Source organism: Promicromonospora vindobonensis (genome assembly GCF_042685865.1).
GTDB lineage: Bacteria > Actinomycetota > Actinomycetes > Actinomycetales > Cellulomonadaceae > Promicromonospora > Promicromonospora vindobonensis.
Genome location: NZ_JBHUOG010000001.1, coordinates 228,793 through 246,886 on the forward strand (window position 1 = coordinate 228,793; position 18,094 = coordinate 246,886).

13 protein-coding genes are annotated in these 18,094 nt (G+C 70.2%); 9 read left to right on the top strand and 4 right to left on the bottom strand.

From position 1 onward, the window contains the following. Window positions 1-58: 58 nt before the first annotated feature. The 3 genes from ACFS27_RS01080 to ACFS27_RS01090 form a co-directional block, all read right to left on the bottom strand. Window positions 59-934, bottom strand: a complete 876-nt coding sequence (locus ACFS27_RS01080; RefSeq protein ID WP_377179468.1) for a TIGR03619 family F420-dependent LLM class oxidoreductase — start codon at window positions 932-934, stop codon at window positions 59-61. A 147-nt stretch (window positions 935-1,081) separates the two neighbouring features. Continuing rightward, complete coding sequence (locus ACFS27_RS01085; protein ID WP_377179470.1) at window positions 1,082-1,705, bottom strand: NADPH-dependent F420 reductase; 624 nt, start codon at window positions 1,703-1,705, stop codon at window positions 1,082-1,084. 84 nt (window positions 1,706-1,789) lie between these two features. Further along, window positions 1,790-2,524: an SDR family NAD(P)-dependent oxidoreductase gene (locus ACFS27_RS01090; protein ID WP_377179472.1), complete on the bottom strand. Its 735-nt coding sequence runs from the start codon at window positions 2,522-2,524 to the stop codon at window positions 1,790-1,792. A 220-nt stretch (window positions 2,525-2,744) separates the two neighbouring features. Here ACFS27_RS01090 and ACFS27_RS01095 point away from each other — a divergent pair, with 220 nt between their 5' ends. From ACFS27_RS01095 to ACFS27_RS01130, 8 genes are all read left to right on the top strand, one after another. Next, complete coding sequence (locus ACFS27_RS01095; RefSeq protein ID WP_377179474.1) at window positions 2,745-3,656, top strand: LysR family transcriptional regulator; 912 nt, start codon at window positions 2,745-2,747, stop codon at window positions 3,654-3,656. A gap of 95 nt (window positions 3,657-3,751) precedes the next feature. Further along, window positions 3,752-4,288 (top strand): GNAT family N-acetyltransferase, encoded by a 537-nt coding sequence (locus ACFS27_RS01100; RefSeq protein ID WP_377179476.1) that lies wholly within the window; start codon window positions 3,752-3,754, stop codon window positions 4,286-4,288. A 17-nt stretch (window positions 4,289-4,305) separates the two neighbouring features. Next, on the top strand, window positions 4,306-5,043 hold the full coding sequence (locus ACFS27_RS01105) for a phosphotransferase family protein (RefSeq protein WP_377179478.1): 738 nt from the start codon (window positions 4,306-4,308) through the stop codon (window positions 5,041-5,043). A 227-nt stretch (window positions 5,044-5,270) separates the two neighbouring features. Further along, a complete protein-coding gene (locus ACFS27_RS01110) occupies window positions 5,271-6,842 on the top strand; it encodes an alpha/beta hydrolase (RefSeq protein WP_377179480.1) in 1,572 nt (523 codons plus the stop codon). A gap of 142 nt (window positions 6,843-6,984) precedes the next feature. Next, the gene (locus ACFS27_RS01115; RefSeq protein ID WP_377179482.1) at window positions 6,985-10,362 is read left to right on the top strand and encodes a family 16 glycoside hydrolase; all 3,378 of its coding nucleotides are present in this window, start codon (window positions 6,985-6,987) and stop codon (window positions 10,360-10,362) included. 224 nt (window positions 10,363-10,586) lie between these two features. Then, window positions 10,587-13,457 carry a sugar-binding domain-containing protein gene (locus ACFS27_RS01120; protein ID WP_377179484.1) on the top strand — a complete coding sequence of 957 codons (2,871 nt, stop codon included), beginning with the start codon at window positions 10,587-10,589 and terminating at the stop codon, window positions 13,455-13,457. A gap of 206 nt (window positions 13,458-13,663) precedes the next feature. Beyond that, window positions 13,664-15,586, top strand: a complete 1,923-nt coding sequence (locus ACFS27_RS01125; RefSeq protein WP_377179486.1) for a chorismate-binding protein — start codon at window positions 13,664-13,666, stop codon at window positions 15,584-15,586. A gap of 308 nt (window positions 15,587-15,894) precedes the next feature. After that, the gene (locus ACFS27_RS01130) at window positions 15,895-16,665 is read left to right on the top strand and encodes a formylglycine-generating enzyme family protein (RefSeq protein ID WP_377179488.1); all 771 of its coding nucleotides are present in this window, start codon (window positions 15,895-15,897) and stop codon (window positions 16,663-16,665) included. On the opposite strand, the gene ACFS27_RS01135 is transcribed toward ACFS27_RS01130, so the two are convergent. After that, window positions 16,662-17,369: a bleomycin resistance protein gene (locus ACFS27_RS01135; protein WP_377179490.1), complete on the bottom strand. Its 708-nt coding sequence runs from the start codon at window positions 17,367-17,369 to the stop codon at window positions 16,662-16,664. The genes ACFS27_RS01130 and ACFS27_RS01135 overlap by 4 nt on opposite strands. A 46-nt stretch (window positions 17,370-17,415) precedes the next feature. On the opposite strand from ACFS27_RS01135, the gene ACFS27_RS01140 reads away from it, so the two are divergent. Then, window positions 17,416-18,018: a PadR family transcriptional regulator gene (locus tag ACFS27_RS01140; RefSeq protein WP_377179492.1), complete on the top strand. Its 603-nt coding sequence runs from the start codon at window positions 17,416-17,418 to the stop codon at window positions 18,016-18,018. The last annotated feature ends 76 nt before the right edge of the window (window positions 18,019-18,094 follow it).

The window sequence follows — 18,094 nt, forward strand, 5'->3', positions numbered from 1 at the left end:
CGTTTCTGGGTGGTTATTTCTTGGGTGGTTATTTCTTGGATGGTCGTTTCTTGAGTGGTCACAACGGGCCGGTACGCTCGATCACCTGGCCGGCGAAGTCGAGCAGCCGGTCAAGGCTGGTGAACATCGCAAAGGCGTCGAAGTACGCCTCATCAACACCGGAGTCGGCATACCGCTTCAGCTGGTCCGCGACCGAGTCGACTGACGTGCCCGGCTCCAGGTTGATCCGCATGGCCGTCTTCAGTGCGTCGGGATCACGGCCGGCGTCCTCCGCCGCTCGACGCGCGATCGACCACAGGCGGCCGGCGCCCTCGTCCTGACTGCTGATCGACGCGGCGGGCGCCGGCCCTTCGACCCCGAGCCAGCCGACCCCGCTGCGGCCGACCCGACGCATCGCGGCCTCGCTGGCACCGCCGATCCAGATGGGCGGCCCGCCCGCCTGGACCGGCCGGAGGCCGACGTGGACCGGCGGCATGGTGAAGAACTCGCTGTCCCAGGACGCGGGACTGGTCGTCCACCACGCCTGCAGGAACGCCAGCGTGTCGTCAAGCATCTTGCCGCGCCGCTGCCAGTCCGCGTTACGAGCCGCGTCGTACTCCTGCTTCATCCACCCCACCCCGACCCCGACGCCGAGACGTCCTTCGCTGAGCACGTCGAGCGTGGTCAGCTGCCGGGCCAGGTGCGGCGGCTCGTAGTAGAACGTGCTGAGCGTGCTGGTGTTCAGGCGCACCCGGCTGGTCGCCGCCGCGGCGACGGTCAACAGCAGCACCGGATCGAAGGAGCGGGTCATCTGCGGCCCTCGGTCCAGGTAGCCGCTGCCCAGATCAACCGGCGTGACCAGGCGATCACCGATCCACAGGGTGTCGTAGCCAAGGTCCTCGAGCCCGCGGACGAAAGCGCTCAGGGCGGGAGCGTCGCTGACAGCGGGCCCCACAACTGGAATCGTGAAACCGAGCTGCATGGTGACAAGCCTCCTCAGGCGAGATCTGGCGTTTATTGATCTCCGACATGAGAGTCGGTGGTCCAGCAACCAGCCGGGGCCGACGGCGCCTCGTACGGCGACCGTCCGGCCCCGGGAGGATCAGCCGGTGAACTCGTTGACGCCGAGGGCGAAGTTCCCGTGGCCGACCCCGTTGCCCACGAGCCCTACCGTGAGCACGCCCGCTCCTTCCAGCCAGTGCGCCATCTTCAGGCCACCGACATCCATCGGGCGCAGTCCGAGGCTCTCGACAAAGGCCGCCAGGGCCGCCTTGGCCTGTGGGTCGTCGCCGGCGAAGAAGACGTCGGGCCGGCCGGTCTCCAGGACCCCACGGAAGATGGTGTTGAACGCCTTGAAGACCTTGGCGTCGGCCGGGGCGACCTTGGCGATCTCCTGCGCGATCGAGGTCTGCTCGCTGTGGGCCAGCCCGTCGAACGTGGCGTTGAACGGGTTGCTGATGTCGACGATGGTCTTGCCCGCCAGGGCGTCTCCGTACTCGGCGACGGTAGAGACGGCGCCGGCGTACAGCACGGCCGTGATGACGATGTCCCCGGCCGGGACGGCGCCCCACTTACCGGCCGTGGTGCCGCCGCCCAGTGTCTTGGCCAGGTCGTCGGCCTTGGACTGGTCGCGCGCCATGATCTCGACGGTGTTGCCGCCCGCCACCGCGAGCGTGCCGATCGTGCGGGCCATGTTCCCCGCACCGATGAAGGTGATGCTGCTCATGAGCTGTGCTCTCTTCCTGTTCTCGAGGCGCCTGTTCCCCAGGCGCCGCTCCGACGCGTTCGTGTGTGGATCAGATGGCGTCGTTCAGATGGCGGTCGTGCCGCCGTCGGCAACGAGTTCCAGGCCGTTGACGTAGCTGGAGTCGTCGGAGGCGAGGAAGAGGGCGATCGTGGCGATCTCTTCAGGGCGGCCCATCGTTCCGCGGGGAATGAGGGACTCGAACGCGGCCCTCGTCGCCTCGTCGAACAGCTCCTCCTGCTTGGCGGTGCCGACCTGCCCAGGAGTCAGGACGTTCACCCGGATCTTGCGGTCGCGCAGCTCGTTGAGCCAGACACGGGCCCAGGCCTGCTGGACGGCTTTGCTTCCCGCGTAGAGGCTCCAGCCAGGGAAGGCACCGAGAGAGGCGTTGGAACCGGTCATGAGGATCGAGCCGTTGTCGTTGATCAGCGGCAGGGCCTTCTGGACGGTGAACAGGGTGCCGCGTGCGTTGAGCGTGAAGGAGCGGTCGAACTGTTCCTCGGTGATCTCGCCGAGGACGGCAGGTTCACCCATTCCGGCGCTGGCCCACAGCACGTCGATCGAGCCCTTCTCCCGCTTGACGGTGTCGTACAAGCGCTCCAGGTCGTCGAGATCGGACGCGTCACCCTGGACGGCGGTCACATTGCGGCCGATCACCTTGACGGCGTCATCCAGCGCTTCCTGCCGCCGGGCCTGGATGAAGACATACGCTCCCTCCTCGACGAACAGCTTGGCCCCGGCCAGTGCCAGGCCGGTGGACCCACCGGTGATCACCGCGACCTTGCCATCGAGCTTTCCCACGGTCACTCCTTTGAATTGATGGATTTCCGAGAAAGGAACAGAAGAGGCCCAGATCTTGATGTGCTCATCCTTGTTCTGGGCACTGCCGCCAAGTTCCGATCCCGAATTCTTGTGCCGATTTCTTCCGGCCTCATGAACAATGCCACCGCCTTGATCGGGCGTCCAAGACCTGTTTCAGCCGTGGTGATACCCTTGAGGCATTGCCGGACCGGGAGGCCCCATGGATCTGGACCTGCGCAAGCTGCGCTATTTCGTCGCCGTGGCCGACCGGCTGCACTTCGGCCGCGCCGCCGAGGAGCTGCACATCGCGCAGCCGGCGCTCAGCCGGCAGATCCGCGCGCTCGAACAGGATCTCGGCGCCTCCCTGTTCACCAGGGACAGCCACGGCGTGACGCTGACCGACGCGGGCCGGCAGCTGCTGGACGACGCCGGCCCGCTGCTCGCCTCGGCGCACGCGGTCCGGCGCCGGGTATCCGTGGCAGAACGCGGCGGCCAGCGGCTGGTGGTCGGCTTCCGTGCCGGTATCCCGGTCATCCCGGCGACGCGGGTGTTCGAGGCCCAGCATCCGGACGTGGTCGTGGAGGTGCAGCGCATGGAATGGGACGACCAGGCCCCGATGCTGCTCGACGGCCGCGTCGACGTCGGCTACGTGCGCCTGCCCATCGACGAGACCGGCCTGCGCCTGACTCCGCTCTACACCGAGCCCCTCATGGTCGTGCTGCCCGCCGACCACCGGCTGGCCGGCAAGGAGGAGGTCACCGAGGCCGACCTGGCCGGTGAGCCGCTGATCTGGCATGCCGACGCGAGCACCCAGCCCACCAGACGCCCGCAGCCCGACTCCGGGCTCCGGGTGCGCGGGGTGGAGGAAAAGCTGGAGCACGTCGCGGCCGGCCGTGGCATCTCGTTCGTGGGGCGTTCCGAGACCGTGTTCTTCTCACGCCCGGACATCAGCTACGTGCCCGTCCCTGAGCTGGCGCCCGACCAGGTCTTCGTCGCGATGACGGCGTCGCGCACCTCGCAGCTGGCCGACGACTTCTTCGCCGCCGCTCAGGCCGCGGCCGAGATCACGGCAGAATGCGGGAACTACGAGATGTGGCAGCTCGCGAACGACGCCGCTGCACAGCGCGGTTGAGCAGCGAGCACTCCGAGCATGTGACTCCCTGACCGGGCACACCGCGCCTCGAATATGTCTTGCTCCTCAGCCCAGGTTCCCTCCAGAGTGTCGGGATGCTGATCAGACAAGAGCGTCCGTCCGACGCCAAGGCGGTCCGGGCAGTCACCGCGGCGGCCTTCGAGAGGGTCACGCACGCTGCGCCGCCGGTCGAGGCGGATGGCGTGCCCGGTGAGGCCACCCTGGTCGGCTGGCTGCGCGACGACCCGGGGTGGGTGCCGGAGCTGTCCCTGGTCGCCGAGTCCGCCGCGGAGGTGGTCGGTCACGTCGTCGCCACCCACGGACGGCTCGCGGACCGGCCGGCGCTAGGGCTCGGGCCGCTCAGCGTTGATCCGGCGCACCAGGGCCGCGGGATCGGGGCCGCCTTGATGCACGCGCTCCTTGGCGCGGCCGACGCGATGGGCGAACCTGTCGTGGTGCTGCTCGGAGACCCGGCGCTCTACTCCCGGTTCGGGTTCGTGCCCGCCCGTGGTCTCGGGATCGAGGCGCCCGACCCGGCATGGGGTGACTACTTCCAGGCGCGCACCCTGAACGCATGGCGTGCGGAGTACGCCGGGCGGTTCCGCTACGCCGCCTCGTTCGATCGGCTCTGAGCGCAACGGTGGCCGGCGTGGAAGAGGTCAAGGTCGTCGTCGCTCATCAGGCGTGCGCGACCCTGCGTGTCGGGGACGTGTTCCTGAAGATCGACGGCGACCAGACGCGCACCGACGTCGAGGTCGAGGCGATGGCCATGGTCCCGGTCCCGACCCCGGAGATCCTCTGGCGCAAGCCGCCCGTGCTTGCTCTCGCCGCTCTCCCGGGGACGGCGCTCGGCCGCCTCGGTGAGCCGTCGCCCGCCTCGCCGGCGGCATGGGCTGCTGCGGGCGCCGCCGTACGGAAGCTGCACGACTCCCCGCTGCCGCCATGGCCCGGCCGGAGTGTCGACGAGCTCGCCTCGGAGCTCGACGCCGAGTGCGAGTGGCTCGTCACCAACGGGGTGCTTCCCGCCGCCCTGGTCACCCGCAACCGCCAGGTCGCCGAGGCCGCGCTCCGGCCGTGGACTCCGGTGTTCATCCACGGCGACCTGCAGGTCGCTCACGTGTTCGTCGACGGCGACGAGGTCACCGGCGTGATCGACTGGTCCGAGGCGGGCCGGGGTGACGCCCTGTTCGACCTGGCCATCCTGACGCTCGGGCACGAGGAACACCTTGACGACGTCGCGGCCGGCTACGGCGCCGACCTCGACCGTGACGTGATCCGCGCGTGGTGGTCGCTACGAAGCCTGCTGGCAGTCCGCTGGCTGGTCGAGCACGGCTTCGACCCGGCCGCGCCCGGCTGCGAGGTCGACGTGCTGCGAGCCCGCATGTGACCGGCCGCGGTACCAGATCACCGAGGTGATGATCGCCAGCAGGACGACCGGGATCAGGAAGACGACGGAGCCGACGCCGGACGAGCGGTCCGTCGCCGCACCGAGGTCAGAGCCGGGCCGGTCGCGAGTGACCCACGTCACGACACCAGCGGTTGACCATGCCCTTGGGACATCCCTTGAAGTGGGTCTCACACGTGCCGAACGCTGACGACACGAGGGGTTGCGAGATGGAACGACGACGCATGGTCAAGCGGGTCATGGCTCTGACGGCGGTGGCCGGGCTCGCCGGGACGCTGCTGGCCGCTCCGGCGGCGAGCGACGACAGGCGGTCCGGCGGGCCGGACTGGGGGACGTGTCCGGACGACGTGGTGACGGCGATACCGCTCGAGTGCGCGACCGTCCCCGTTCCGCTGGACCACGACGACCCCGGCGGCACGAAGATCGAGGTCATGATCTCGCGGCTGGCCAGCACGGACACCACTGCGCGGCGGGGCGTGCTGCTGCTCAACCCCGGCGGCCCCGGCGGCGCCGGTCTGCCCCAGCCGTCCGAGCTCTCGATGCTGGGTCTGCCGAGCAGCGTCCTCGACGCCTACGACCTGATCGGCATGGATCCACGCGGTGTCGGCCATTCCTCACCGGTGAGCTGCGGCTTCACCGTCGAGCAGAACTATCCGGGCAACGTTCCGCCGTACGCTCCCGACGCAGCGGCCGTGGCGAAGCAGGCCGAGTACTCGAGGACGATCGCCGACCAGTGCGCCGCTCACGACACCGACGGCCGCATGCAGCACATGACCACGGCCAACACCGCCCGGGACATGGACGTGATCCGCGAGGCGCTCGGCGAGGACACGATCAGCTTCTACGGTGCCTCGTACGGGAGCGCGCTGGGCTCGGCGTACGCCTCCCTGTTCCCTGAGCGGAGCGACCGGATCATCGTGGACAGCAACACCGGCGGCCCCGCGCTCGACCAGGATGCGGTCCGCAGGTTCGCGCTCGGCCTGGAGGATCGCTTTCCCGACTTCGCGACGTGGGCGTCCGCGCGCAACGAGAGCTACGGGCTCGGCACGACCCCCGGTCAGGTCCGGAAGAACTACCTCGCACTCGGCTCCCGGCTCGATCGCGCGCCGATGGAAGGTCTGACCGGCGCGAACTTCCGGTTCTTCGTCTTCGCCGCGCTGTACAGCGACTCGTCCTTCGCCCCGCTCGCCCAGCTCTGGCAGTCGCTGGACGACGGCGACGTCGAGGCAGCGGCCCGGCAGGCGGACACGCTGCGGTCGGAGCTGTCCGACCTGCCGACGGCCGTCCCCGGGGTGTCACCCGGGTCGGGGACGACGCCGTCGCCGCACGACAACGCCTTCTCCGCGTTCCTGGCCGTTACCTGCAACGACACCGAGTGGGCCGAGGACGTCAGGACGTACCAGCGCAACGTCGCCGTCGACCGCAAGCGCTACCCGCTGTTCGGTGCCGCCGCGGCGAACGTGAACCCGTGCGCCTTCTGGCACAACGATCCGGTCGACCCGCCGCTGGAGATCGACGACGAGGGACCCGAGAACGTACTGGTGCTCCAGAACCTGCGCGACCCCGCGACCCCGCTCCTCGGCGGGGAGATCACCCGCGAGGCGTTCGGCGACCGGGCGCGGCTGGTCAGCGTCGACGCCGGCGGGCACGGCGTCTACGTCTACGGCGACAACCCCTGCGCGCTGAACACCGCCACGCGCTTCCTGCTCGACGGCAGCCTTCCGCGCGACGACATCTTCTGCGGTGCGTCGACGACGTCGGGCCCCCGGCCGGAGCGCTAGGGCCTACCTCAACAGCAGGGCAACAAATGGCAACTTATTGTCCGATGTCACCCCAGACTCCATAGTGACGAGGCATGCACGCCACCGGCGTCCATGCACAGCCCAGGCAGGCAAGGTCCCTCGATGGAGAGGCAGACTACTGATGGCACCCAGATCGACCTACCCCGTACCCGAAGGCGCCGCAGGGCACGCACGTGCCCCGCGGCGACCCGCCGGTCCACCCCCGAGGCGCCGACGCCGGGCGCTCGCCGCGATGCTCGGCGCGCTCGCGCTGCCGCTCACCGTGCTCCCGGCGCAGGCCTCCGAGGGCGACGACGACATCCGGCCGCAGGAGCCGGGGGTCACCCTGCGCGTGTTCGACGTCCAGGTCCCGCTCGACGACTACTGCACGCTGAAGCCGGGCCAGACCCCGAACATCGACAAGCTGATGCCGACGATCGACTGGACGACGGCGGCCGACTTCGGTCTCGCGGACCGGTTCGTCACCGAGGTCACCGGCTACCTGAACGTCCCGGCGGACGGCACGTACGACTTCCGCCTGACCAGCGACGACGGCGCGCGGCTCCTGCTCGACGACGCCCTGGTGGTCGACCACCCCGGCAAGCACGGGGCGACACCCAAGGAGGGGTCGGCCGCGCTCGAGGCCGGCTACCGCGCTCTGCGCATCGACCACTTCGACGGTGACTTCGACCAGCGGCTGAAGCTGGAGTGGCGCCCGCCGGGCGCTTCGGGCTTCGCGCTGGTGCCGAACTCGGTCCTCAGCACCGACGCCGACGTCACACGCGTCACCTCGCCGGGGCGCAAGTCCTGCGAGGGAGTCACCGAGGCACCCGGCGACGGGCTGCCGCTGACCGAGGTGCACCCCGACTACACGCTGACCGACCTGCGCCCGGACGGGTTCGAGCCGCAGGTCACCGGGATGGACTGGCTCCCGGACGGCCGGATGGCCATCTCCACGTGGGGCGGTGACCGGGAGACGGTGCTCGGCGAGGTGTACCTGGTCGACAACACGACCGGCGACGGCGACGCCGACGACGTGACGTACACGAAGATCGCCGAGAACCTCGAGGAACCGATGGGCCTCTCGTACGTCGACGGCAGCATCTACGTGTCCGAGAAGCACGGCCTGACCGAGCTCGTCGACGACGACGGCGACGACGTCACCGACGAGTACCGCTCGGTCGCGACCTGGCCGTTCGGCGGCAACTACCACGAGTTCGCGTTCGGTCTCCTGTACGAGAAGGGGTACTTCTACGTCACCACGGGGATCGCGATGGTCCCCGGCGGCGCGACACGCGACCCGCAGCTGGTCGAGAACCGTGGCTCGGTGATGAAGATCGACAAGGACTCCGGTGAGGTGGAGTACCTCGCGGGCGGCCTGCGCACGCCGAACGGCATCGGCTGGGGAGCCGACGGCGGCATGTACGTCTCCGACAACCAGGGCATGCACGTCCCCACGTCGAAGCTGGTGCGCGTCAAGGAGGGCGCGTTCTACAACCACTACACGAACCCGGACGGCCCGTACGACGACCAGCCGGTGACCGAGCCCGTCCTGTGGATGCCGCACGGCGAGATCTCGAACTCGCCGAGCAACCCCGTCCTGCTGACCGACGGCGTGTTCGCCGGGCAGCTGGCGATCGGCGACGTGACGTACGGCGGCCTGCAGCGGGCCTATCTCGAGGAGGTCGCCGGCCAGGAGCAGGGCGCGGTGTTCCGCATGACGCAGGGGCTGGAGTCCGGCGTCAGCAGGACCAGCATCGGCCCGGACGGCTCGATCTACGTCGGTGGCATCGGCTGGTCGGGCAACTGGGGCCAGGCGGGCAAGCTCGGCTACGGCCTGCAGAAGCTGACCTTCGACGAGAGCCGCGCGTTCGACATGCTCGAGATGCGTGCCATCGACGGCGGGTTCGAGATCGAGTACACGCAGCCCCTGTCGGACGAGACCGCGCAGGACCTCGCGGCGAAGTACTCCGCTGCGCAGTGGAGGTATGTGTCGACCCCTCAGTACGGTGGACCGAAGATCGGCGAGGAGGACCTCGAGGTCACCTCGGCGACGCTGTCCGACGACGGAAAGACGGTGACGCTCATGATCGACGGGCTGCGTCCCGGGCGGGTCGTCAACGTGCACTCCCCGCGCCCGTTCGAGTCGGCGAGCGGCAACGAGCTGTGGAGCACGGAGGCGTGGTACACGCTCAACCGACTGCCGGACGGCTCGACCCCGCCGCCGGTCTACGAGGCCGAGGCTGCCGACATCTCCGGCGGTGCGGGCTGGAACACCAACCATGCCGGGTACTCGGGCGCCGGTTTCGTCGATCGCAACTGGGAACCGGGGGCACGTACGACGTTCGCGGTCGAGGCCGACAAGGCCGGCCGGCACGACCTCGCGCTGCGGTACGCGAACGGCCAGAACTCCGACCCGAGCCCCTTGCCGCGATCGATGAGCCTGTACGTCAACGGCGAGAAGCAGAAGCAGGTCTGGCTCGACAGCACGGTGCGCTGGTCGAGCTGGGCGACGCAGGTCGAGACCGTGCGGCTCAAGAAGGGAGCGAACTCGATCGCCTATGTCTACGAGTCCGATGACGTGGGGCACGTGAACCTCGACAGCCTCACGGTCACGCCGACCGAGCGCATCGCTCTCTTCGACGGTGGCGATCTCGACGCGTGGGAGAAGGTCGGCGGAGGGCCCGCGACCTGGCCCGTCGCGGACGGCTCGATGGAGTCCTTCGGCGGCGACATCCGGACGAAGGAGAAGTTCGAGGACTTCCGGATGCATGCGGAGTGGTACCAGCCGGAGCACGCGCCCGACGTCACGGGCCAGTCGCGCGGCAACAGCGGTGTCTACATCCAGGAGCGCTACGAGGTCCAGGTGCTCGAGTCCTTCGGCATCGACCCGCCGGCGACGAACGACGCCGGTTCGATCTACCTGAAGAAGGCGCCGGACGTGAACGCGGCGACCCCGATGGGTACCTGGCAGACGTACGACATCGCGTTCCGCGCTGCCCGGTTCGACAGCGACGGCACCAAGGTCGCGGACGCGCGCCTCTCCCTCTGGTGGAACGGGCAGCTCGTGCACGACGACGTGGCGATCGACGGCAAGACCGGGAACGGCAGGGCGGAAGGCCCGACGCCGGGTCACATCCGCCTGCAGGATCACGGGGACCCCGGTCTGAACCCCCGGTTCCGCAACGTCTGGATCGAGAGCCTCTCCGACCAGGACACCCCTGGTCAGGGTCTGACGACCGAGGTCTCGGCGCGGCTCGCCCCACCGCAGGTCGCCGCTGACCAGGACGCCCTTGCGCTGGTCCAGGTGTCCGCCACGGGAGACGGCCCGGCGCCGACGGGGACGGTCCGGGTCACCCTCGGGGACGAGGTCGTCAGGGCCGAGCTCGACCGTGGCCCGGCACGGCTCCGGCTCCCGACGTCGGGGCTCGACGCGGGGGTGCACCAGGTGACGGTGGAGTACCTCGGCGACGAGGCGCACAAACAGAGCACGACGGCGGTCGACCTGACCGTGCGCTGACCGGGGTTCGCCCCCACGCAGGTCCGCTTCGAGAATGCGATCAGGCATGGTCCAGGCCGCTTGACCATGCCTGATCGCATTCTCGGAGCGGACCTGCTCCGCACCGGTGATCACCGGGCAGCGAATCATCCAGGCAAGTGCAGAGCATCGTCCCTTCTTCGTCCGCCGGAGCGCGCCTAGGGTCGGAAGGATCGGCCTGACCCGTTCCGAAGGGACCCGCAACGATGCTTCTTGACCCGAGCGTCCCTGACGCGACGACCTCGCCCGAGGCGCACTGGTCCCTCGACCTGTCCGGCGAGTGGCGCTGCGCCCTGGACCCGGACGGCGTGGGCGAGCTGGAGCAGTGGTTCCGCCGTGCCCTGCCCGCTGAGGCCCCGACCGTGGCCCTGCCGGGCTCGATCCAGCACCAGGGCCTCGGCGACCCCGTCGGCGTCGACACGCCGTGGACCGGCAGCATCGTCGACCGGTCGTACTTCACCGACGAGCGCTACGCCCCGTACCGCGAGCCGGGGAACGTCGCTGTCCCGTTCTGGCTCCAGCCGCGCGTCTACTACCGCGGCGCCGCCTGGTTCCAGCGCGAGGTGGAGGTCCCGGCGGGCTGGGAGCAGCGCGACGTCGTGCTGGCGCTGGAGCGGGTCCACTGGGAGTCGACGGTCTGGCTGGACGACCGCCGGGTCGGTACCGAGCGCAGCCTCACCACCGCCCACCGCTTCGACCTCGGCCGCCTCTCCCCCGGCCGGCACCTGCTCACGGTCCGCGTGGACAACCGAGCAGTGGTCGACGTCGGGCCGAACGCGCACAGCGTCTCCGACCACACCCAGGGCAACTGGAACGGCATCGTCGGCGCGCTGTCGCTGACGGCGGAGCCGGAGGTGACGATCCGGCGGGTGCGGGTGGTGCCGGACGTCGCTGCCCGGTCCGCGCTGGTCAAGGTGGACGTAGCGGCCGGCCGCGGCGGCGCGGGCGTCGGGAGCGTCCGGGTCTCGGCGCGGCGCTCCAACGTTTCCGGCGAGGTTCCGGGTGAGCACGAGGCCGGGCCGGTCCACGCCACCTTCGCGGCTGAGCACAGCCGTGACCTCGGGGAACGCGGCCTGACCGCGGGCGGGACGCACGTCGACGTGCTGCTGCCCCTTGGCGACGACGCGCTGACGTGGGACGAGTTCGGGCCGGCCCTGTACGAGCTGACGGTCGAGCTGGTCACGGACGTGCACGGCACCGAGCACCGGCACGTCGCCCGCACCGTCTTCGGCCTGCGCGAGGTCGGGGTAGAGGAGACCCAGGTGACGGTCAACGGCCGCCGCACCTTCATCCGGGGCACCCTCGAGTCCTGCGTCTTCCCGCTGACGGGCTACCCGCCGACCGACGTCGGCTCCTGGCGGCGCATCATCGAGGTCTGCCGGGCGCACGGCCTGAACCTGCTGCGCTTCCATTCCTGGTGCCCGCCGGAGGCGGCGTTCGTGGCCGCCGACGAGGCCGGCTTCTACGTCCAGGTCGAGGGTCCGGTCTGGGCCAACCAGGGCGCCGCCCTTGGCGAGGGGCGCCCGGTCGACGCGTTCTTGTTCGACGAGACGCGGCGCATCCTCGACGCCTACGGCAACCACCCGTCGTTCATCATGATGGCGCACGGCAACGAGCCCGGCGGGCGGGACGCGGAGTTCCTCGCCTCCTGGGTCGCCACGTGGCGGGCGTACGACCCAAGGCGCCTGTACACGAGCGGCGCCGGCTGGCCCGCCATCGTGGAGAACGACTTCGACAACATCCCGGACCCGCGCGCGCACCGGTGGGGCGAGGGCCTGGAGTCGCGGCTCAACGGCCGGCCGCCCGAGACGGAGTCCGACTACGCGGAGTGGGTCCGGGCGCGTCCGCGCCCGATCGTCAGCCACGAGATCGGCCAGTGGTGCGCGTACCCCGACTTCGCGGAGACGTCGAGGTACACGGGGCTGATGCGGCCCAAGAACTTCGGCATCTTCGCCGACTTCCTGAGCCAGGCAGGCATGGCGGACCAGGCGGAGGCGTTCCTGCACGCCTCGGGCAGGCTCCAGGTGCTCTGCTACAAGGAGGACATCGAGGCGGCGCTGCGCACCGAGGGGTTCGGCGGCTTCCACCTTCTCGGCCTCAGCGACTTTCCCGGGCAGGGAACGGCCCTGGTCGGTGTTCTCAACCCGTTCTGGGAGTCGAAGGGCTACTGCACTCCCGAGGAGTTCGCCCGGTTCTGTGGCCCCACGGTCCCCCTGGCCCGGCTCCCGCGCCGGGTCTGGAGCGCCGACGAGGAGATCCGCTTCGAGGTGCAGGTCGCCCACTTCGGGCCGACGCCGCTCGACGCCGACGTGCGCTGGCACCTCCGCGACACCACCGGAACGGAGGTCGGCAGCGGCACGGTCGCCCGGGGTGCGCACATCCCGGTCGGCAACGGTACGCGGCTGGGACCCGTCGTCGTCCCGGCGGAGCTCGCCCCCTCGCCCGCACGGCTGACGCTGACCGTCACGGTGGAGGACGCCGCCGGGGCCCTCTTCGAGAACGACTGGGACCTGTGGGTGTACCCCGGCGGTGCCGCCGAGCCCCCGGCCGGGCTGCTGGTCACCAGCGAGATCGACGCCGCCGTCGCGTCCGCCGCGGACGGCGGGACCGTGCTGCTCGAGCTCGGCCCCGAGGACATCGGGAACGACGTCGCACTGGGCTTCACGCCGGCGTTCTGGAACACCGCCTGGACCGAGGGCCAGGCCCCGCACACGCTCGGTGTGCTGCACGACCCCGCACACCCGGTGTTCCGCCACTTCCCCACCGAGGGATTCACCGACTGGCAGTGGTGGGAGCTGCTGCACGGTGCCAAGGCGATGCTGCTCGACGAGCTCCCCCCGCAGCTGCGGCCGCTCGTGCAGCCGATCGACACGTGGTTCGAGGCGCGCAGGCTGGGTGTGCTCTTCGAGGCGAAGGTCGGGCGCGGCAGGATCATGGTGAGCTCGCTCAACCTCGACGCGAGCGGCCGCGGTGCCGCACGCCAGTTCCGGACGAGCCTGTTCGAGTACCTGGGCAGTGCCGACTTCGCACCCGCCGGCCTGATCGAGCCGAGCGCACTGAGGAGCGTCCTGCGCTGACGCCCGTGGTGTGGACACCCGGCCCTCGTCCGGCTAACGTTCCGGCCATGACGTCGCACCTGACTTGCCAGGACTGGTGGCCCGCCGAATAGGCGGGCTCGCGACGCATCCACTCACGTCAACGACCGTCTCGCCCCGAGGCGGTCGTTTCGTGTACCCACGAGACTCCCGGTCCAGGGCGAGCACCCCGAACCGAGAGGCCACGCATGTCCCGCACCCATCGCTCCGCCACGCAGCACCCCCTCCTCGACCGAGTCCTGGCATCCGACGGATCGCTGCCCTTCGCGCTCCTGCGCCGCCACGGCGGCACCGAGGTCGAGGTCCTGACCGGTGACGTCGTCGACGTCGACCTGCTGCGCGACATCCCGCTCGACGGCGCTCCGGTGCTCGCCGTCGTCCCGTTCCGTCAGGCTCGCGAGCGCGGGTTCACCGTTCACGACGACGGCGCTCCCCTGCGCTGCATCGTCGTGCGCGAGTCCGAGCGGGTCCCCCTGTCCGACGTCGTCGCCGCGCTCCCCCACGAGCCCGTCGCTGCCGAGCCGCTCGGCTTCGACATCCCCGACGACGAGTACGCGGGCATCGTGCGCCGCGTGATCGAGGACGAGATCGGGCAGGGTGCGGGTGCCAACTTCGTGGTCATGCGCCGCTTCGAGGCTCGCACCTCCGCCGCGCCGGTCCTCGCGCTGGCGTCGTGGTTCCGTGCTCTGCTCACGCACGAGGTCGGCTCGTACTGGACCTTCGCGGTCCACGCGCCGTCGTCCGCCACCGAGACGCTGTCCCTGGCGGGCGCCACTCCCGAACGGCACCTCACGCTGCACGACGGTGTGGCCCGGATGAACCCGATCAGCGGCACCTACCGGCACCCCGCGTCGGGCCCCACGCGCGACGGCGTCCTCGAGTTCCTGCGCGACACCAAGGAGAACGAGGAGCTCTTCATGGTGGTCGACGAGGAGATGAAGATGATGAGCGCGCTCTGCCCCGACGGCGGGCGCATCGTGGGCCCGTACCTCAAGCAGATGGCCCGCCTCAGCCACACGGAGTACCTGCTGGAGGGCCGCACCGCCGTCGATCCCCGCGAGGCGCTGCGGCTGACGATGTTCGCGCCCACCGTGACCGGGTCCCCCATGGAGAACGCCTGCACGGTCATCACCCGCCACGAGACCCGCCCGCGCGGCTACTACTCGGGAATCCTCGCCCTGTTCGAGCCGGACGACGTCGGCTACTCGCTCGACGCCCCGATCCTCATCCGCACGGCCTACCTGCACGACGGCGGCCGCGTGACCGTCCCGGCCGGAGCGACCCTCGTGCGGCACTCCGTGCCGGAGCACGAGGTGGCGGAGACCCGAGCGAAGGCAGCGGGAGTGCTCGCGTCGCTCGGGCTGGTGCCGCGCGGGGCCGGCCCCGACGCCGTCGTCGACCTGAACGCCCAGCCCGGCGTCGCCGAGGCGCTGACCGCCCGGAACAGCCAGCTCGCCGAGTTCTGGGTCCGTCCGCAGGACGCAGCGAAGTCTCCGCTGGCCGGACGGAACGTCCTCGTGGTCGACCACGAGGACCAGTTCACGACCATGCTCGCCCACCAGCTGCGCCACCTCGGACTGAACGCCCGCGTGGTCCGGTGGGACGCTGTCGACGACGTGCTCGCTGACGACCTCGTCGTCCTCGGTCCGGGACCTGGCGACCCGCGCGACCAGGAGGACCCGCGCATCGCCGCCGTCGTCCGCCGGATCCACGAGCGCGTCAGCGCGGGGCGGCCGCTGCTCGCGGTCTGCCTCAGCCACCAGGTGCTCGCCGGGCTCGCCGGCTTCCCGATCCGCGCGCTGCCTGCGCCGCGTCAGGGCGTGCGGCTCGACGCCGACGTGTTCGGCGCCACGGCCGCCATCGGCTACTACAACACCTTCGGGGCGCAGCTGACCACGGTCTCCGCCGCGGCAGCGGACAACCCCGTGGCACGGCTCGCCCTGGAACCGTCGGCCGACGCGGACGGCGTGCTCACGGCGTTGCGCGGGCCCGGGGTGGCCTCGGTCCAGGGTCATCTGGAATCGGTGCTCTCGGCTGACGGGCTGACCGTGCTCGACGCGCTGACCCGGCATGTCATGGGGGTGCCGACGGAACAGTCCCCGGCGCGCTGAACGTGCCGGCCCGTGGGTCTCGCAGGGCGCACCCGGCAGTTCGGTGCGGGCGCTTTCCGCGACGGGGCCGAGCCTCTGCGCAAGAATTTGCGGCATGGCCATCCGAGGCGAGCAGGTCCAGGACCCACCCGGCGCCGGGACCAGGACGCTGGGCCACCATCTCCTCGCCGCCTGTCGCGCGTTCGGTATCTCCGTCGGCGTCCCCGGGCTCGTCGTGGCGGTCTTCCTGGGGTACTCACCGCCCTGGAGGACTCCAGCTCCGGCCGCGAGTCCACGTTGATCTCCCTGCTGGACCCTAGGCTTGAGGGGTGCCTGCGCCTCGTCCCGACACAGTCCGGGTTCCTGCCGGATCAATCACCCTGCGGGACGCGAGGACGAGGAGCGCCCGGCACGTCGAGCTGCGCAGCTTCTCCGTCGCGCGAACTGCGGTGACCTGGGAGCTCTACTCGGCTGTCCGCGGAGCTCCGGTCCCCGACGGTGAGCATCGTGACGCACCGGTCCACTCCGTCTCGTGGCTGGACGCGGTCGAGTGGTGCAACGAGGCTTCCCGCGCTTCCGGACTCACCCCGGCCTATGCGATCGACGGGACGACGGTCGCCTGGGACGTGAGCGCCGAAGGCTTCCGGCTGCCGACAGAAGCCGAGTGGGAATGGTCGTGCCGGGCAGGTACGAGCGGTCCCACCTACGGTCCGCTCTCCGACGTCGCCTGGACCGACGCCGACGACACGGAGGGTCCGCAGCCCGTCGGGCTCAAGCAGCCCAACAGCTACGGCCTGTACGACATGCTCGGGAACGTGTGGGAGTGGTGCTGGGACTACTCCGACCCTGCCCGCTACGCGGACTACCGCACGCTGCGCGGCGGAGGCTGGGCAGACAGGCACTGGAGCACCCGCGCATCCGTCCGTCGCGGAAGCATGCCCGGAGCACGGCTCGACGACGTGGGGTTCCGCCTGGCACAGGGCGCCGCGGGGAACGCTGATGACCACGCTGCGCAGGGCTGGTCTCACCGAGCCGACCGCGAGCGGGCCGCGATCAGCGGCCCGGTTCCCTTCGGGTGGACGCCGCTACGCCACAGCTAGGGCGCATCTCGGGAGTGGTTCAGTCTCTCCAGGTCGCCGCTGAGCGACTGCCGTTCCTCGTCGGTGAGCTGGACCGCGGCGGCCTGCTTCAGCGCGGACACCGCCGTCGTCTCGTCACCGAGCCGCCCGGCCACGTCGCCGCGCAGGACGAGGAGGCGTACGAGCTGCGCGGGTGTCGGCTGCTCGCCCTCGAGCCCGAGCACCCGATCGATGATCTTCGCCGCGCCTGCCAGGTCTTCTTTGGAGTCGGCGAAGAGTGTGGCGTTGTGCAGCGCGCGTGCGAAAGTCTCCTTCGGGGCGGGCCGGTGGTGCAGGTCCTCGCTGGTGGGCTGCCCCACCCGGATGCAGTTGCCCCCTGGGTCCGTCATCAGGAACTGCCGCACGCCGTATGACATGTCCTTGAGCGGCCCGATCCGCGGAATGCCCCGGCTCGGGATCTTCCCGTACGCGGCCTTGAGCCCGGCCCGGAACGCCTCGTACAGCCCGTCCACGTCGTCAGTGAGGACGTAGCACGTGCTGTACGACTCGCTGGGCTCGTACTTCTTCATGCCGAAGAACTGCAGCCCGATATCGCCTCGCTCGACAGCCGCGAACGGATTGGGGCTCTTCTGCAGGAAGGTCACCTCGAAACCGAGAGCCGTGTAGAAGTCGATGACGGGCTGGATGGTCTGACAGGGGAGCAACGGGATCGTCTTCTCGGCCATACCGCTAGACTAGTCAAAGTTGATTAGAAGAGGAAGGGTGCTCTGCATGTCCACGATCCGCCTCCTCGTCCTGGGTGCCGTCCGCCAGCATGGCCGCGCGCACGGCTACCAGGTGCGCAACGACCTGGAGCGCTGGGGTGCACACGAGTGGTCGAGCGCGAAGCCCGGCTCGATCTACCACGCGCTCAAGCAGATGGCGAAGCAAGGCCTGCTGCTGGCCCACGAGGTCGGCCCGTCCACGGCGGGCGGCCCGCCGCGCACCGAGTACGAGCTCACGCAGCGGGGCACCGAGGAATTCTTCTCCCACCTTCGCGAGGCCCTCGTCTCCCGCGACCAGAAGATGGACGTCGTCTCGGCCGGCATCGGCTTCATCGTCCACCTGCCGCGCGAGGAGGCGGTGGAGCTGCTGAAGAAGCGGGTGGAGGGGCACGAGGAGTGGCGCAGGAGCGTCACCGACCACTACACCCCCGAGGACGGGCCCGGACAGCTCGGCCACATCGGCGAGGTCATGCACTTCTGGGTGCACTCGGCGGACGGGGGCGTGGAGTGGACCCGCGGCCTGATCCAGCGGATCGAGGGCGGCGCGTACACCTTCGAGGGCGAGGGCGAACGGTTCGCCGGTGCTGCGGCACACCCGCAGGGCGAGTAGCAAGAGCAGGCAGTCGCACCGCGCCCGGACGGCCGGGTCGTGCCGGGCGCCGCTTTCTGCTCCTGGCAGACCGGCC

Excerpts from the sequence above, each read along its gene's own strand:
- ACFS27_RS01085 (WP_377179470.1), bottom strand. The coding sequence starts at position 1,705 with ATGAGCAGCATCACCTTCATCGGTGCGGGGAACATGGCCCGCACGATC.
- ACFS27_RS01095 (WP_377179474.1), top strand. The coding sequence starts at position 2,745 with ATGGATCTGGACCTGCGCAAGCTGCGCTATTTCGTCGCCGTGGCCGAC.
- ACFS27_RS01100 (WP_377179476.1), top strand. The coding sequence starts at position 3,752 with ATGCTGATCAGACAAGAGCGTCCGTCCGACGCCAAGGCGGTCCGGGCA.
- ACFS27_RS01110 (WP_377179480.1), top strand. The coding sequence starts at position 5,271 with ATGGAACGACGACGCATGGTCAAGCGGGTCATGGCTCTGACGGCGGTG.
- ACFS27_RS01115 (WP_377179482.1), top strand. The coding sequence starts at position 6,985 with ATGGCACCCAGATCGACCTACCCCGTACCCGAAGGCGCCGCAGGGCAC.
- ACFS27_RS01120 (WP_377179484.1), top strand. The coding sequence starts at position 10,587 with ATGCTTCTTGACCCGAGCGTCCCTGACGCGACGACCTCGCCCGAGGCG.
- ACFS27_RS01125 (WP_377179486.1), top strand. The coding sequence starts at position 13,664 with ATGTCCCGCACCCATCGCTCCGCCACGCAGCACCCCCTCCTCGACCGA.
- ACFS27_RS01135 (WP_377179490.1), bottom strand. The coding sequence starts at position 17,369 with ATGGCCGAGAAGACGATCCCGTTGCTCCCCTGTCAGACCATCCAGCCC.
- ACFS27_RS01140 (WP_377179492.1), top strand. The coding sequence starts at position 17,416 with ATGTCCACGATCCGCCTCCTCGTCCTGGGTGCCGTCCGCCAGCATGGC.